The sequence below is a fragment of the Maribacter vaceletii genome (assembly GCF_003634105.1).
Classification (GTDB): domain Bacteria; phylum Bacteroidota; class Bacteroidia; order Flavobacteriales; family Flavobacteriaceae; genus Maribacter_B; species Maribacter_B vaceletii.
On record NZ_RBIQ01000009.1, the window covers coordinates 408,265 to 423,026 of the forward strand.

Annotated in this window: 18 protein-coding genes; 6 read left to right on the forward strand and 12 right to left on the reverse strand. The window is 30.6% G+C overall.

Annotated features, from left to right (window positions below; genetic code table 11):
- Both CLV91_RS12690 and CLV91_RS12695 read right to left on the reverse strand, forming a co-directional pair.
- Positions 1-777 (reverse strand): aldose epimerase family protein, encoded by a 777-nt coding sequence (locus tag CLV91_RS12690; protein ID WP_121068532.1) that lies wholly within the window; start codon positions 775-777, stop codon positions 1-3.
- 463 nt (positions 778-1,240) lie between these two features.
- A complete protein-coding gene (locus tag CLV91_RS12695; protein WP_121068533.1) occupies positions 1,241-2,482 on the reverse strand; it encodes an ABC transporter permease in 1,242 nt (413 codons plus the stop codon).
- 3 nt (positions 2,483-2,485) lie between these two features.
- Between CLV91_RS12695 and CLV91_RS12700 the strand changes: the two genes are divergently transcribed.
- Entirely contained in the window at positions 2,486-3,724 is a 1,239-nt protein-coding gene (locus tag CLV91_RS12700; RefSeq protein ID WP_121068535.1) for an exo-beta-N-acetylmuramidase NamZ family protein, read from the forward strand.
- Between the two features lie 2 nt (positions 3,725-3,726).
- Here the strand turns inward: CLV91_RS12700 and CLV91_RS12705 are convergent, their stop codons facing one another.
- Complete coding sequence (locus CLV91_RS12705; RefSeq protein ID WP_121068537.1) at positions 3,727-4,218, reverse strand: YkgJ family cysteine cluster protein; 492 nt, start codon at positions 4,216-4,218, stop codon at positions 3,727-3,729.
- Positions 4,218-4,733, reverse strand: a complete 516-nt coding sequence (locus CLV91_RS12710; RefSeq protein ID WP_170146754.1) for a DUF2059 domain-containing protein — start codon at positions 4,731-4,733, stop codon at positions 4,218-4,220. The genes CLV91_RS12705 and CLV91_RS12710 overlap by 1 nt, the downstream gene beginning before the upstream one ends.
- A gap of 56 nt (positions 4,734-4,789) precedes the next feature.
- On the opposite strand from CLV91_RS12710, the gene CLV91_RS12715 reads away from it, so the two are divergent.
- Together CLV91_RS12715 and CLV91_RS12720 are read left to right on the forward strand one after the other, a co-directional pair.
- Positions 4,790-5,503: a class I SAM-dependent methyltransferase gene (locus CLV91_RS12715; protein ID WP_121068541.1), complete on the forward strand. Its 714-nt coding sequence runs from the start codon at positions 4,790-4,792 to the stop codon at positions 5,501-5,503.
- A 54-nt stretch (positions 5,504-5,557) separates the two neighbouring features.
- Entirely contained in the window at positions 5,558-6,454 is an 897-nt protein-coding gene (locus CLV91_RS12720; RefSeq protein WP_121068543.1) for a hypothetical protein, read from the forward strand.
- Positions 6,455-6,624: 170 nt separating this feature from the next.
- Here CLV91_RS12720 and CLV91_RS12725 read toward each other — a convergent pair whose 3' ends face one another.
- Positions 6,625-7,257 carry a 7-carboxy-7-deazaguanine synthase QueE gene (locus tag CLV91_RS12725; RefSeq protein WP_121068545.1) on the reverse strand — a complete coding sequence of 211 codons (633 nt, stop codon included), beginning with the start codon at positions 7,255-7,257 and terminating at the stop codon, positions 6,625-6,627.
- 196 nt (positions 7,258-7,453) lie between these two features.
- On the opposite strand from CLV91_RS12725, the gene CLV91_RS12730 reads away from it, so the two are divergent.
- Together CLV91_RS12730 and CLV91_RS12735 are read left to right on the forward strand one after the other, a co-directional pair.
- The gene (locus tag CLV91_RS12730; protein WP_121068547.1) at positions 7,454-8,962 is read left to right on the forward strand and encodes a helicase HerA-like domain-containing protein; all 1,509 of its coding nucleotides are present in this window, start codon (positions 7,454-7,456) and stop codon (positions 8,960-8,962) included.
- Between the two features lie 5 nt (positions 8,963-8,967).
- Entirely contained in the window at positions 8,968-9,522 is a 555-nt protein-coding gene (locus tag CLV91_RS12735; protein ID WP_121068549.1) for a hypothetical protein, read from the forward strand.
- 16 nt (positions 9,523-9,538) lie between these two features.
- Here the strand turns inward: CLV91_RS12735 and CLV91_RS12740 are convergent, their stop codons facing one another.
- The 5 genes from CLV91_RS12740 to CLV91_RS12760 form a co-directional block, all read right to left on the reverse strand.
- A complete protein-coding gene (locus CLV91_RS12740; protein WP_121068551.1) occupies positions 9,539-10,057 on the reverse strand; it encodes an NUDIX hydrolase in 519 nt (172 codons plus the stop codon).
- Between the two features lie 159 nt (positions 10,058-10,216).
- Positions 10,217-10,849, reverse strand: a complete 633-nt coding sequence (locus CLV91_RS12745; RefSeq protein ID WP_121068553.1) for an NAD(P)-dependent oxidoreductase — start codon at positions 10,847-10,849, stop codon at positions 10,217-10,219.
- 27 nt (positions 10,850-10,876) lie between these two features.
- Entirely contained in the window at positions 10,877-11,728 is an 852-nt protein-coding gene (locus CLV91_RS12750) for an alpha/beta fold hydrolase (protein ID WP_121068555.1), read from the reverse strand.
- Positions 11,729-11,785: 57 nt separating this feature from the next.
- Positions 11,786-12,196: an Rrf2 family transcriptional regulator gene (locus CLV91_RS12755; protein WP_147406422.1), complete on the reverse strand. Its 411-nt coding sequence runs from the start codon at positions 12,194-12,196 to the stop codon at positions 11,786-11,788.
- 96 nt (positions 12,197-12,292) lie between these two features.
- Positions 12,293-12,718: a winged helix-turn-helix transcriptional regulator gene (locus CLV91_RS12760; protein WP_121068559.1), complete on the reverse strand. Its 426-nt coding sequence runs from the start codon at positions 12,716-12,718 to the stop codon at positions 12,293-12,295.
- Positions 12,719-12,809: 91 nt separating this feature from the next.
- Between CLV91_RS12760 and CLV91_RS12765 the strand changes: the two genes are divergently transcribed.
- Positions 12,810-13,649, forward strand: a complete 840-nt coding sequence (locus CLV91_RS12765; protein ID WP_121068561.1) for an alpha/beta fold hydrolase — start codon at positions 12,810-12,812, stop codon at positions 13,647-13,649.
- A gap of 5 nt (positions 13,650-13,654) precedes the next feature.
- Here the strand turns inward: CLV91_RS12765 and CLV91_RS12770 are convergent, their stop codons facing one another.
- Positions 13,655-13,864, reverse strand: a complete 210-nt coding sequence (locus CLV91_RS12770; protein WP_121068563.1) for a hypothetical protein — start codon at positions 13,862-13,864, stop codon at positions 13,655-13,657.
- 12 nt (positions 13,865-13,876) lie between these two features.
- Positions 13,877-14,740, reverse strand: coding sequence for an alpha/beta hydrolase (locus CLV91_RS12775; protein WP_170146755.1), 864 nt, complete (start codon positions 14,738-14,740; stop codon positions 13,877-13,879).
- Positions 14,741-14,762 lie beyond the last annotated feature (22 nt).

Here is a 14,762-nt window from a genome sequence, read left to right on the forward strand (position 1 = left end):
TTAAAATACTTTTATGTGGACTTTAAAAGTATCTTCCTTTGCTTCTTGTGTTTTAAACCCATGGTGTAAATCATCTTGCGAAACAGCATAAGGGTAAAAAGATATAGGTTCCACACAAAGCATGTTAGATACTTCTGTCCAAAGCATAAAATTACTAAATCCCTGTGTCTTTATCTCTACTTTTTTTTCGTCAACTAAAGTTATTGTATCGCAATCTACTATAGGTAATGCTCTACTACCAACTTTTAATACTTCTGGCAATGTAATCTTTGTATTATTTGCAATAATTTCCGGATTACTGGAATGAATTTTAAAAGCAGGGTGGTATCCTAACATATATGGCATTCCTTTATCACCATTAATTATAAATTTTATTTCTAGTCCTGTATCAGACAAATTAAAAACTTTTAAAAAACTAAAGTTATAAGGCCAGGATAAAAACTCTACATTAGATTTACTAGGGTATTTTGAGTTTTTTACAACTTTACCTGGAAAATATTCTTTTTTAAATGTTGCCATAGTAGAGGTTACCTCCATACGGCCATAAACCATTTCTCGTAATAAACCATGCTGATCTTGAGTTGCTGATCCTTTAGGTGTTTCTACTTTAAAACAAGCTTCATTTGTTGGTCCTATAATAGGAAACATTTCTGTATCAGAATTTCGCCATCCTGGAGTCCCTTTTTGATGTATTACCTCATAGCCATTTACTTGGTAACTAACCAACTCTCCTGCATCAATTTTTACAATCTGATTTCCTAAAATAAGTTCTACCATATTACAAATTTAAAGTCCATATTTGAGTGTTAACTAGATATAGTTTATAAGAATATTCCTTCAAAAATACCTACAGTTTTTTAAACTGAGAAAATAAATACTAATTACTTTTTATATAATTTTTACCTAATAATCTTAAAAATTATAAGACTCTATTTAACAACTATTTAAGGCTATAATTTTAAGAGTTTTAAAATAAAATTTTAAAAAAAAGTAGTGGTATTAGTTAAAATTTAAAAAAATAAATTTGTAAGACATTCATTATTTAAAATAGTATTTACAATATCATTAAAGAGACTATCTTTTACAAATAACAAACTACCTAATTGTATTAAAATTTACGATTATTATTAAAATATTGCAAATATTTTAAATATTTAATTAAAAAATACACAATATTTCATATATTTCATAAATAAACCACACATTATGTTTTCTTAATTTTGTGGCTATTATGAACAATCTATTCGTATTTAATAGCCTTTACTGGAGAAATTTTTGTGATAATATAGGATGGTAATAACAACATAAGCAAGCACAATAATAGTACTCCAAGATTTAGGATACAGACACTAAAAAAATCTATGTGTACTGGTATGTATTCTATATAATATTCCTCAGGGTTTGGGAATTTAAAAAGATGGTATTTTTCTTGGGCCCATAAAAAACTCAACGCAATTAGGTTTCCCCAAAATAATCCTACACCAATTAAATAAGCCGCATTGTATAAAAATATTTTACGAATACTCCAATTACTAGAGCCAAGTGCTTTTAAAACACCAATCATTTGTGAGCGTTCTAGTATTAAGACTAACAATGCTGTTATCATATTAATACCGCCTACTAGTATCATAATACCAATGATTATAGCAATATTAAAATCAAATAAACCAATCCACTCAAAAATCTTATAGTATTTATCTGTAATATTTTGGGTATCTAAATTGGAAAGTGTTTGACCGTAAATTTCATTACTTTTTTCCTTTATAGTATCAAAATCATCAAGAAACACCTCAAAATTACCAATTTCGTTTGTTTCCCATTTATTCATGCGTTGAATATGGCGTATGTCTACAAAAATATAGGTGCCATCAAACTCTTCAAACCCGCTATCATAAATACCGGAAACTTTAAATTTTCTTTGGTTTGGAATTTTAGAAGGATCATCATCTTTCAAAAATATTGCAGGAAAAGTATCTCCAATTTTTAATTGTAGTCTATTAGCCATTATTTTAGAAACAAGGGCATCGCTATTTAAATCTCCATTATAATTGGGCATACTCCCTTCTATAATATATTCTTTAAATACAGTACTATTAAAATCTGTTCCTATACCTTTAGCAATAATTCCTTCAAAAGTGTCTTCTAACCGAATAATACCTCCTTTAGTTGCTACAGCTTGCACATGAGAAATTCCTGAAATATTTTTAAACTCTGGGTAAAATTCTTGCTCTAAAGAAACGGGAACTACAGAAACTTCGGAAGCATTATTATCGTAATTATAAATTTGAATATGCCCATTAAAAGCGGTAATTTTTTCTCTTATTTTATGCTTAAGTCCTACCCCTGTTGCTATAGCAATTAACATCATAATAACTCCCAAAGAAATTGCTGCAATTGCAATTTTTATTATTGGTGCAGATATACTAATTTTATGCTCCTTACCTTTAATAAGTCGTTTGGCTATAAAGTATTCTAAATTCAAATTATGATGTTTTTACCAAGTATCAAAAGTACATTTTTATTATGGTTTTTTGTATTTACAGCATGCGGAAACCAAGGAAAAACATCCGATTCTAACAAAAAGAATAAAGATTTTGCTGTTGCCAACACCCAAAAAGACTCTATCCTAGTTGCTGCAAACCGCACAACAGATTACCTTCCATTACTAAAAGACAAGAAAGTAGGCATAGTTGCTAACCAAACTAGTGTGGTATTTAAAAAAAATGGTTATACCCATCTAGTAGATTCTCTTATTAACCATTCTATTACAATTAAGACTGTTTTTTCTCCAGAACATGGTTTTCGTGGTAAGGCAGATGCTGGTGAGAAAGTTAAAAATAGCGTAGATACTAAAACAGGTTTACCTATACTATCGCTTCATGGAAAAAACAGAAAACCAACAAAAAAACAACTAGAAAATTTAGATATTGTTGTTTTTGACATTCAAGATGTTGGTGTTCGTTTTTACACATACATTGCCACATTACAATTAGTTATAGAAGCTTGTGCAGAAAATAATATTCCTGTTTTAGTTTTGGATCGCCCTAATCCAAACGCACATTATATAGATGGCCCAACTATGGAAGCAGCGCATACTAGCTTTTTGGGAATGACAGAAATTCCGTTAGTTTATGGAATGACAATTGGCGAATATGCGCAAATGATAAATGAAGAAGGTTGGCTTTCTAATGGTGTAAAAGCAGATTTAAAGGTTATTCCTCTAAAAAATTGGACACATAAAACTCCTTATAATTTACCTATACGTCCTTCTCCTAATTTACCTAATGCAACTTCTATTGCTTTATATCCTAGCCTTGGGTTGTTTGAAGGAACTACTATAAATGCAGGAAGAGGAACCGAATTTCAGTTTCAACGCTATGGTGCATCTTTTTTAGATAGCACACAGTATAGTTTTAAATTTTGGCCAAGACCTAATTTTGGTTCTAAAAGCCCTAAAGAAAATGGAACTAAGTGTTACGGAAAAGACCTTTCTGATATTACTACTATGAATGAAGTTACTTTAAAATGGCTTATTGATGCATATAATAATGCACATACAGAAAAAGGCATCTTTCTAAAAAGCGGATTTACAAAACACGCCGGAACCGAAAAATTACAACAACAAATTGGAGCCAAAAAAACAGAAAAAGCAATAAAAGAAACTTGGAAGCCCGGTATAGAAAAATTCAAAAAAATTAGAAAAAAATATCTTATCTATTCTTAAACTTATTTTATTCTCTTTTTCATTTCCTCAACAATATTATAGGCAGCAGGGCATATAGCAACATTTTTCATGGTTAAATTACTTATTTGCTGAAATTTTTTACGGTCGGTATGTGGAAACTCTCTACACGCTTTGGGTCTTACATCGTAAATGGAACAATAATTATCTGCACCTAAAAAAGCACAAGGCACTTGTTGTAAAACATAGTCATTATCCTCATCTACACGTAAATAATTTTCTATAAATTTTTGTGGTTTTTGCCTAAAATGTTTCGCAATACGTTCTACATCGGCATTTGTAAACAAAGGCCCAGTGGTTTTACAGCAATTTGCACATTCTAAACAATCTGTTTTTTTAAACTCTTCTTCATGCAACTCTTGCATAATATAGTCTAGATTCTTGGGTACTTTCTTTTTTAGTTTAGTAAAAAACTTTTTGTTCTCAGTTTGTTTTTCATCTGCCTTCTTACCTAATTCTTTAAGAAATTGTTCCATTATTTTAATAAACTTAAAGCTGTTTCATACAAATCTCTACTCCACCCTTCCGATGCTTTAGAAATTTCAGTTCCAAGTATAGATTGCTTTTCAATGATTTTTTTTCCAACCTCAGAATTATAAAAAGTATTTAGTTTCTCTTTCTGTGCCGGGTTCATTTTAGACCTATCTGTAAGTAATTGCTTTCCTGTAGCACTAGTGTAAAATGAAACCATTTTAGAAATATCTTCCTTCGTAAAATTAGTTTCATAAATAGGAATTAGCAAAGTTTTCATTTCCCCAACAGCTTTTGTTTTGTTTTCTTTTAAATATTTCCAACCCTCTGCATTACTATTATTCTCTGGGTATCTTCCTTTCAACATTTTTAATAACTCATCATAAGCAAAGTTATATTGTCCCATGGAGCCATTTACCTCTAAATAATTGCCTACTAAAGCGGTTGTATTTTTATCTTGAGCATTAGAAAAAACAGGAATACATAAAAGAAATAATAAAAAATATTTTAACTGTTGCATGGGTTTCTTTTTAAACTGCATAAAAAATCTCACTTTTGTTACAAAGTACAAATATAATGGATAATGACATTTACGGGCAGGCACTTTTAGATTATCAAAAAGGAAATTATACCGAAGATATAACAACATATTTATCCTTAGAAGAAGAAGATACATTACCATTACCGTACTTGTTTAGGAATTTTAAAGAAATGCCCGCTTTAGAAAAAAAAGCTTTAAAATTATGTAAAGGAACTATTTTAGATATAGGCTGCGGTGCTGGCAGTCATAGCTTAGAACTACAAAACAAAGAATTACCTGTTACATCTATAGATTTTTCGAAAGGTGCAATAGAAGCTTCCGAACTTAGAGGAGTTAAAAATGCAATCCATACTAATTTGTATGATTTTAAAGGCCAAAAATTTGATACGCTTCTTTTGTTAATGAATGGAATTGGTATTGCAGAAAAAGTAAATAAATTAGATAAATTCTTCTCGCACTTAAAGTCCTTATTAAAACCGAATGGACAAATTCTATTAGATTCTAGTGATATTATTTATATGTATGAAGATGATGAAGATGGCGGTTATTGGATTCCCGAAGGGATAGATTATTACGGAGAGGTTAGTTTTCATATGGAATATAAAGGAAAAAAAAGCAACACTTTCCCTTGGCTCTATTTAGATTTTAATACACTACAAAGAGCGGCCAATTATAACCATTTAGATTGCGAATTAGTTTTTGAAGGGGATCATTTCGATTTTTTAGCACGTTTAACACTTTCTTTATAATAGTAAGCATAGCTTATTCGTTACGACTTTATATAAAACAATTATCTTTAGAAGATGAATAAATTCCGTTTCTTAAGTATTATACTAGTATTAGGGCTACTTTTTTCATGTTCTAAAAAATCTGATAATGAAGATGAAAAACCTACCAAACTTGTAAATAAAGCGGGCAACCTTAAAGGAACTGGAGAATCTGCAAACGATATTTTATCTAATGAAAATTTTGATGAACTTATAATTGAAGTTGCATACGTTAAAGATTTTAAACCTACAGATGCTACAATAGATAATTTAACCCTCTTTTTAAAAGAACATTCTTTTAAACAAACTATAGAAGTTGTTTACAAAGAATTAAGCTCCCCGAATGAAGAAACCCTAACTTTAGAGGAAATAAATGAACTAGAGCAGGAAAATAGAACTGTATATAATGATGGAAAAACACTGGCTTTTTATATTTATTTTGCTGATGCTCCTTCCGATGAAGACGATGAAGAAGAGGATTTAGTAACTCTAGGAGCGGTATACCGAAATACTTCTATGGTTATTTATGAAAAAACAATTAAAAAATTATCTGCAAGGAGTTTTGTTATTACTACGGAAGATATTGAAACTGCAACATTAAATCATGAATTTGGGCACTTATTTGGTCTGGTAAATTTAGGTTTTGAAGATGAGCCAGAAAGTCCTTTAAAAACTAAAATGGTAAACCCGCATGAAGACCCGGAAGCTCAAAGTCATTGCACCACAGATGGTTGTTTAATGCGTGCCGAGCTTTCTTTTCAGCAAACAAACAAAAGTGCTAAAAACAATTCTACAAACAACTTACAAGCAAGTTGCAGGTTAGACGGAATTAGTGTCTTAAAAATGCTAGAAAGCGGAAAAACAAGTAAATCTAAAGCTCAAAACTTAGGAGCTGAATGTATTTTAGATTTAAAAGCCAATGGTGGTAGGTAAGTTGAGGGTTGATGGTTAGGTAAAATACAAATCGCAACAAAAAATATAGTAACTAGAATAAAAGTGATTGCTTATTTACCAACGGCTAAGAGCCAAAAACCAAACAACTTTTTGACATTCGACTTTGGACTTTGGACTTTGGACTTTGGACTTTGGACTTCTAAGAAATTTTACGGTATATTCAAATACTTATGTGTTTGTAAAGAAACTTTCCATTTTGGGTTTTGCATTACATAATCTACAATAAGAGGAACAACTTTGTCTTTTACACTCCATTCTGGTTGTAAGTATAAAATACAGTCTTTATTAGTTAATGTCGCTTGTTCTTCTGCAAAAATTAAGTCGTGCTTATTATACACAATCACTTTTAGTTCATGGGCTTTATCATAAATTTCTCCAAAAGGTAATTTGTTTTTTTTAGGCGATAAGCAAATCCAATCCCATTCTCCAGATAATTTATAAGCACCAGAAGTTTCTATATGGGTTTGTAAATTTTTAGCTTTTAATGCTTTTGTTATTGGCCCCATATCCCATGTTAAAGGTTCTCCTCCAGTAACTACAATAGTATCCGAATATTTTGCCGCCTTCTCGGCAATACCATCAATCTTTGTTGGCGGATGCGTTTCTGCATTCCAACTTTCTTTTACATCACACCAATGGCAACCAACATCACACCCTCCTACACGTATAAAATATGCAGCGGTTCCCTTATGAAAACCTTCTCCTTGAATTGTATAAAATTCTTCCATTAAAGGAAGCATTTCTCCTTTATTTACCAATGCTAATACATCCTCATTTACCATTTGGCAAAGATACATTTAACTTCTTAGATTTATAATTTATGTAGCGCTCATAATTGGAAGTTTCTTAGGTTTAACAAAAAATTACAAGCAAATAAGACGCTAAATACCAGAACTTAAAAGAATAAAGTGTTAATTAGAATATAAACAGACTTTACAATTGCCTAAAAATCCCCTATTTTTATAAAAAATAATTTTCATGGCTACCAAAGAAGAATTCTTTGCACATATAGAAAAAGGATACACTACCAAAGGAGATTTTATTACCATGGGCGCTGCAATGTTAGAAAACGAAGCAGTAACTAATGCTTTAGTAAAAATCCCTTTAAAGACTCTAAACAGACACGGTCTTATTGCTGGTGCTACGGGTACTGGTAAAACCAAAACTTTACAAGTTTTGGCCGAGAACCTATCTGAAAAAGGTATTCCTGTAATGCTTATGGATCTAAAAGGGGATTTAAGCGGTTTGGAACAACCAAGTCCTGGGCATGCTAAAATTGATGAACGTCATGAAAAAATTGGAATTCCATTTGAAGCTAAAGGTTTTCCTGTAGAAATACTTTCTTTATCCGAACAAGATGGTGTAAAACTTAGAGCTACTGTTTCTGAATTTGGCCCTACGCTACTTTCTAGAATATTAGATTTAACAGAAACACAAACCGGAATTGTTGCTGTTGTTTTTAAATATTGCGATGATAAGAAACTACCTTTATTAGACCTTAAAGACTTTAAAAAAGTTTTACAATATGCTACTGGCACTGGTAAAGCAGAGTTCACTAAAGACTATGGACGTATTTCTACTAGCTCTACCGGAACTATTTTACGTAAAATTATAGAGTTAGAACAACAGGGTGCCGACTTATTTTTTGGTGAAAAATCTTTTGATGTAGAAGATTTAACTAGGATTGATGAAAATGGGAGAGGATATATAAATATTCTTAGATTAACAGATATACAAGATAAACCAAAATTATTCTCCACATTTATGCTGAGCCTTTTGGCCGAAATTTATGCTACTTTTCCTGAACAAGGAGATAGTGATAGACCAGAGTTGGTTTTGTTTATAGACGAAGCACACCTTATATTTAAAGAAGCTTCTAAAGCATTACTAGACCAAATAGAAAGTATTGTAAAACTGATACGTTCTAAAGGAATAGGTTTATATTTTGTAACCCAAAACCCTACCGATGTTCCTAATGAAGTATTATCGCAATTAGGCCTTAAAGTACAACATGCCTTACGTGCTTTTACAGCAAGAGATAGAAAAGCAATAAAACTTACTGCGGAAAATTATCCAGAATCAGAATTTTATGACACTAAAGAGGTTTTAACCTCATTAGGAATTGGGGAAGCGCTAATTTCTGCTTTAGATGAAAAAGGAAGACCAACCCCACTTGCCGCTACCCTTTTAAGAGCTCCAATGAGTAGAATGGATGTTCTTACTTCTAAAGAACTAAAAGAAGCTATTGGCAAATCAGATTTAGTTAAAAAATACAATGAAGAAATAGACCGCGAAAGTGCTTATGAAATTCTAAATGAAAAAATAGAAAAAGCAGAGAAAGAAGCAGTAAAAGAAAAAAATAAACCAAGAAGTAGAAAAACATCCTCCAGAAGAACTAGTACAAGACAAAATCCAATTGTTAAAGTACTAACCAGTGCTACATTTATTCGTGGTGTTTTAGGTGTTCTTAAAAAAGTTATTCGTTAAGTATTATGAGAAATTTATTAAAAACTATATTTCTATTTTCTATATTATTTGCCATTCAATGTAAAAAAGAAAATGACCCTATTTTTTCTATAACAGAAGAACAAGTTGGTAAACTAAAAAAGGAAAGCCTTATTAGAGACCTAGAATTAATTTATTCCGAAGATTCTATAGTAACCGATACCGTAAGAGGCAATTTTGGAAGAGGGGCTAGTAAAATAAAAATCTTTGAAAAAGGTGGTAAACATTTACTTACACTAACACCAAATACAGATAGTATTGCAACTATTGAAAATGTACAAATAAAAGACCCGCGCTATACTACAAGTAATGGTATAGGTATTAGTAGTACATTTAAAGATATTAAAGAAAAATATACTATACGTAAAGTAATTACATCTTTAAACAATGTATTAATTTTAATAAAAGATAGTGATGTGTATTTTACAATAGACAAAAAAGAACTACCCGAAAATGTACGCTACAACAATACCAATATAGAGGCTGTTCAAATTCCAGATTTGGCAAAAATTAAATACATGATGATTGGTTGGGATTTATAATGAAAGAACCTTACCACTAATGCATGCTCTTAGCTATAAGTTTTAATAAAAAAGTTTCACGCTCAATAGACATTCCTTTTTTATCACCTGTTGCAAGAATTTTTTCGTTATGTTTAATAGCATCATTAACATTAATCCATAAGGGCGTCATACCGTTATTAGTTTCATATTTCTCCATATTGGGAGTGCCAAGTTCTTGGTTTATATCACATTTATAGCAGTAAGAAATCATATGTTGCACATCATAATTTGGTTTATTCCAAGGTCTGTATTCTTCATAAACTCCAAAGGGAGTAATGTTTCTTATATCTTTAGCACCAGTTTCTTCTATAAGCTCCCGAATCATTCCTTTAATTTTATCTTCTCCCGCTTCTAAACCTCCACCTGGTAAACTATAATCATTATACCGTCTTGTATAAAGTAACAAAATAGTTTCTCCTTTCATAGCTATACTTCTAGTTGCTAGCCTTGTAAAAACAAATTTATTTTCTAATGTTTTTATCTCAGGGTGGTAGTGAGTTTTTAATTTTTGCATGTATAAAGACTTCTAATTATTATGCTTTTGTGAAATATACAATAGTATATAAGTACTCTTATTTTGCATACCAAGTTACTTAATTAAAAAGTTGAAAGCGGTTTAAATTTACATCCAAACCGCTATAGTATCTAAACAATGTACTATAAAGCTTATTGCTTAATACCCAATTGTAAAACGTTGTTTTGGGAAATCATAATTCTCAACTTCATTAAGAATTCCAACAGCAAAATCTTCCATAGAAATAGAACTTTCACCTTTTTCATTAACTAATAAATAATCATCCCCAACTCTAAATTTATTAGTTCTTTCTCCTTCAAATATATAAGCCGATGGAGATACATTAGTCCAATTTAATTCCGATTCTTTCTGATATACATTTTCTAATGCTTTTTTATGAGAAATAGCAATAGCTTTATGTTCAGTGGGAAAAGTAGGAGTAGCAACCAACACTAAATCCTCATTTACTTTTAAACTACCAGCACCACCTACTGTAATTAATCTAACATTAGCTCTTTTAGCTGCCTCAACAAGTGACTTAGAGGCATCAATAATTAAATCTGTATTATCATGTGGTGGAGCATAAGCACTTATCACTACATCACTTCCATTTATAATTTCAGTTAATTTTTCAGTATCAAAAATGTTTCCATTTTGAATATTTGCATCATTTAATTCAAAAAAACTATTGTCTTTTGAACTAATTAATTTTAGATTATGTTTTCTTAATGTGGCCTCTTTTGTGATTCTTTGCCCAATTTTTCCACCAGCTCCAATAATTGTAATCTTCATAATTTATTTTTTATTAATTAATACCTATTAGTTTATAAAATCTTTTATTTTTTCTGCAACTTCCACGGCATATTCATTAAGCAAAAAATGTCCTCCATTGAAATAACATGAAGTAATATTTTTTATATCCTTGCTATATGCTTCACCTCCTGTTTTATTAAAAAACTTATCATTTATTCCCCAAACAATTAAGGTTTTAGGTTGATGAATTTTAAAGTAGTTTTGCCATTCTGCATATTTCGAAAAATTTGAACCATAATTAAAAAACATAGCTGTTTGTATTTCTTTTGCACCTGCTCTACTTAAAAAAGCATTATCCATTAAATAGTATGAAGGGTCAATACTTAAAGGTTTTAAGGCTCCACCAAGATGTTGCTCTTTAAGTCCATCTAAAGACAATAAATAATTTTTAAAATTGATAAGGCCATCTGTATCCTTATCTTTTTGAAACTTCCCAATTTTCATAGCCCATTCTCCCAATCCCTCCATATAAGCATTGGCATTTTGAATAATTAATCCATTAATAAGATTAGGCCTTTTAACTGCAATTCTATATCCTATTGGTCCGCCGTAATCTTGAACAAATAGGTAAAAAGAATCTAATTGAAGAGCATCTATGAAATCTTCCATTATATTAGCCACATTATCAAATGTATAATCAAACTCTGATGTTGTTGGAGCTGAACTTAGACCAAAACCAGGAAAATCTGGAGCAATAAGATGATATTTTGTTGAAAGCTCTTTTATTAAATCTTTGTACATATACGAGGAAGAAGGAAAACCATGTAGCAAAATAATTTTTTCTTTGTTTTGTGCTCCTGCCTCCCTATAAAAAATAGAAAGACCATTAATTTTAATTGTTTTGTTTTGTGTATTCATATACTTCGTATTATTTTTAAATGTAACTTTTTTTATTACAGTTTAAGTTAAAAAAAATCAAAACTGATTTTTAAATTCTTCTAACGTTTGTTTTTGTAATTCATTACTAATGGCGTTATCAATATCATTTAATATAGTATCTAACTTAATATTTATTTGTTTACCTACCCTACAATTAGGATTTGGTTTATTTTTTAAAGAAGACAAAACAGTATCTGATCCTTTTACAAGATTAAAAATTTCGGATAAATAAATTTTATCAGCACTCTTAAGTATTCTAATTCCGCCATTTTTACCTTCCTTACTTTCTATTAAACCACCTTCTTTAAGTGTTGCAAGTTCTTTCCTAACTAATACAGGGTTACAACTTAGACTACCAGCTATTAAGCTTGATGTTAACCAATCTTCCTTATACATAGCCAATAATGTCATTATATGCAATGCTATTGAAAATCTTGTTTTTACCAATTTATATACTGTATTAATTTTTATTACAGTACAAATATATAAATTTATCTTTTATATTATATTCTTTTTTATTCAAAAAACGAATTTTTTTTATTTTTAAATCTGAAACTTATCTTTATTTGCTAAAATCATGGGGTTATTTTTTTGCATCCATTCCGTTAGCTCTAGTAATTTCTCTACATAGTTTTGACCAAATTCTGTTAAACTGTATTCTACACGAATAGGAACCTCGGCATATACCTTCCTATCTAAATACCCATAAGTCTCCAATGCCTTAAGGCGCTCACTTAAAACTTTATTAGATATGCCGTAAACATATTTCTTTAATTTATTAAAACGAAGAATAGGAAAGTACCCCAAATATAAAATAATAAGAGTACTCCATTTATCGGAAGACAAAGAAAGCACGTCGCGAATGGTACACAACTCTGGCGGATTACGATAATCTATATGCCCAAACATTTTTTTTAATTTTTTTTCGGTCTTAACACGCTGATTATCAACAATAGTTTCTTTTTCCATACCTAATATGTTATTTGTAACATTGAAAAATGATAAAATGAATTTGTACTTTTAACTCTCCTTACTAGAGTAAGTTACTAAATGTAACCACATGAAAAAACTTTTATACAAAATAATCCCATTAGCTTACGGCAAATATTTTGATCTAATGGCACTTTTTTCTCCCAAGAAAACTGCGGAAAAAGTATTTTATTTTTTCTGTACTATCCGTAAAGGTCGCGTTGGTGAGCATCAAAAAGAATACTTAGAAAATGCTAAAAAAGAGCAGCTTTCTATTGCTAAACACAGCATACAAACCTATCAGTGGGCTGGTGAAAAAGAAACAGTACTATTAGTTCACGGTTGGGAAAGCAATACGTTTCGATGGAGAAACCTCATCGAAAAATTAAAAGAAGAAAAATTTAATATTATTGCTTTTGATGCTCCAGGGCATGGACACTCTAGCGGAAAACATTTATATGTACCCTTATATGCAGAGGTTCTACAACAAATGGTAGAAAAACACCGTCCCAAACATATTGTTGGACATTCTTTGGGCGGCATGACCATTCTTTACAATACGTATAAAAACCATAATGAAGACTTAGAGAAAATAGTTACCATAGGGTCTCCTTCTGAATTTTATAAATTGGTAAACAACTTCCAGAATATTTTAAAATTTAACACTAGAGTATTAAAAGCTTTTGAAAACTATATTAAGGAGCGTTTTGATTTTTATATTAAAGATTTTTCTACTGCAGCATATGTACAAACCAATACGAATAAAGGACTTTTATTCCATGATAAATTAGATAAAATAGCACCTTATGAAGATTCTGAAAACGTGCATAAAAATTGGAAAAACAGTACTTTTATAACTACAGAAGGTTTAGGACATTCCATGCATCAAGAGCAAGTAAACAACCAAATCCTAGGTTTTTTAAAAGCATAAGTTCTCTAGTTTTTTTTAGCAATAGTACTAGCTTTATATTTTTCTTTAGAAAAACTAAAATAATAAGGGTCATAACACCAAGGATCTCGAACTTCTAGGTATAATGCTTTTGCTATTTCCTTTTTAGTTAACTGCTCTTTTTTGTATTCCGATAGTAACTCCTGAATTTCAGGGCTATTAAAATCAAAATAGTAGGTTTCTTTTAAAAAATTCATGCTACATAAAAATTAGTTCTGATGAAAAGTATCGGAAACAAACTCTAACACACTTGGTAAAGCAGATCGCCAATATACCCAACTATGTTTACCTTCACGAACTCTGTACTCATGTGGAATATCCTTCTTTTTCATAGCAATATGCACTAAACTATTTCCTTCATATAAAAAATCATCATCGCCACAATCTATATACCACTTTACAGATTTTATTTCCTCCACAGGCTTAGAAGCTATCAAATTTAAAGCATTATAATTTTCAAAATAACTTTGTATCTCCTCTTCTGTATAGGATTTACCCATCCTTGTTATTTGCATTTTTAAATCTTCAATTGTTAAAGCCCCCACATAAGCACTTAATGGACAAGAAGAAGAGAATAACTCTGGATGACGAAGTGCATACATAAAACTACCGCCACCTCCCATAGATAAACCTGCTACTGCTCTATATCTTTTCTCCTTTTTTATTCGATATTTTTTTTCCACATAAGGCATAAATTCTTCAAAAAAGAAATCCTCATATTTCCAATCGCCTGCATTAAAATAACCTCTTTCTCCACTATTAGCATCTGGCATTATAATAATCATAGATGTTGCTGAGCCATTCTTTATAGCTTCATCTGTAATGCGTAGTACCTCTCCAAACTGTATCCAACCTGTTTGATCATCCCCTGCACCATGTAATAAATAAAGTACAGGATAGCTCCGCTCTGAGGTTTCATAATCTGGTGGCAAATAAACCGCATATTTACGCGCTCCTTTTAATATTTTACTAGGCATTTCTAAATTATCAAAAACTTTACCTGTTTGGCTGTATGTAGATATAGTAAAAGTAAGAGCAAAAAATAAAACTATTAAAGGCGTAAACGTTTTCATCTTATATGGTTTTTATGACAAA

Bases quoted from the DNA above. Each gene is read 5' to 3' on its own strand.
- CLV91_RS12715 (WP_121068541.1), top strand. From the start codon at position 4,790: ATGGATAATGACATTTACGGGCAGGCACTTTTAGATTATCAAAAAGGA.
- CLV91_RS12730 (WP_121068547.1), top strand. From the start codon at position 7,454: ATGGCTACCAAAGAAGAATTCTTTGCACATATAGAAAAAGGATACACT.
- CLV91_RS12700 (WP_121068535.1), top strand. From the start codon at position 2,486: ATGATGTTTTTACCAAGTATCAAAAGTACATTTTTATTATGGTTTTTT.
- CLV91_RS12745 (WP_121068553.1), bottom strand. From the start codon at position 10,849: ATGAAGATTACAATTATTGGAGCTGGTGGAAAAATTGGGCAAAGAATC.
- CLV91_RS12760 (WP_121068559.1), bottom strand. From the start codon at position 12,718: ATGGAAAAAGAAACTATTGTTGATAATCAGCGTGTTAAGACCGAAAAA.
- CLV91_RS12705 (WP_121068537.1), bottom strand. From the start codon at position 4,218: ATGGAACAATTTCTTAAAGAATTAGGTAAGAAGGCAGATGAAAAACAA.
- CLV91_RS12750 (WP_121068555.1), bottom strand. From the start codon at position 11,728: ATGAATACACAAAACAAAACAATTAAAATTAATGGTCTTTCTATTTTT.
- CLV91_RS12775 (WP_170146755.1), bottom strand. From the start codon at position 14,740: ATGAAAACGTTTACGCCTTTAATAGTTTTATTTTTTGCTCTTACTTTT.
- CLV91_RS12765 (WP_121068561.1), top strand. From the start codon at position 12,810: ATGAAAAAACTTTTATACAAAATAATCCCATTAGCTTACGGCAAATAT.
- CLV91_RS12720 (WP_121068543.1), top strand. From the start codon at position 5,558: ATGAATAAATTCCGTTTCTTAAGTATTATACTAGTATTAGGGCTACTT.
- CLV91_RS12690 (WP_121068532.1), bottom strand. From the start codon at position 777: ATGGTAGAACTTATTTTAGGAAATCAGATTGTAAAAATTGATGCAGGA.
- CLV91_RS12770 (WP_121068563.1), bottom strand. From the start codon at position 13,864: ATGAATTTTTTAAAAGAAACCTACTATTTTGATTTTAATAGCCCTGAA.
- CLV91_RS12735 (WP_121068549.1), top strand. From the start codon at position 8,968: ATGAGAAATTTATTAAAAACTATATTTCTATTTTCTATATTATTTGCC.
- CLV91_RS12725 (WP_121068545.1), bottom strand. From the start codon at position 7,257: ATGGTAAATGAGGATGTATTAGCATTGGTAAATAAAGGAGAAATGCTT.
- CLV91_RS12740 (WP_121068551.1), bottom strand. From the start codon at position 10,057: ATGCAAAAATTAAAAACTCACTACCACCCTGAGATAAAAACATTAGAA.
- CLV91_RS12710 (WP_170146754.1), bottom strand. From the start codon at position 4,733: ATGCAACAGTTAAAATATTTTTTATTATTTCTTTTATGTATTCCTGTT.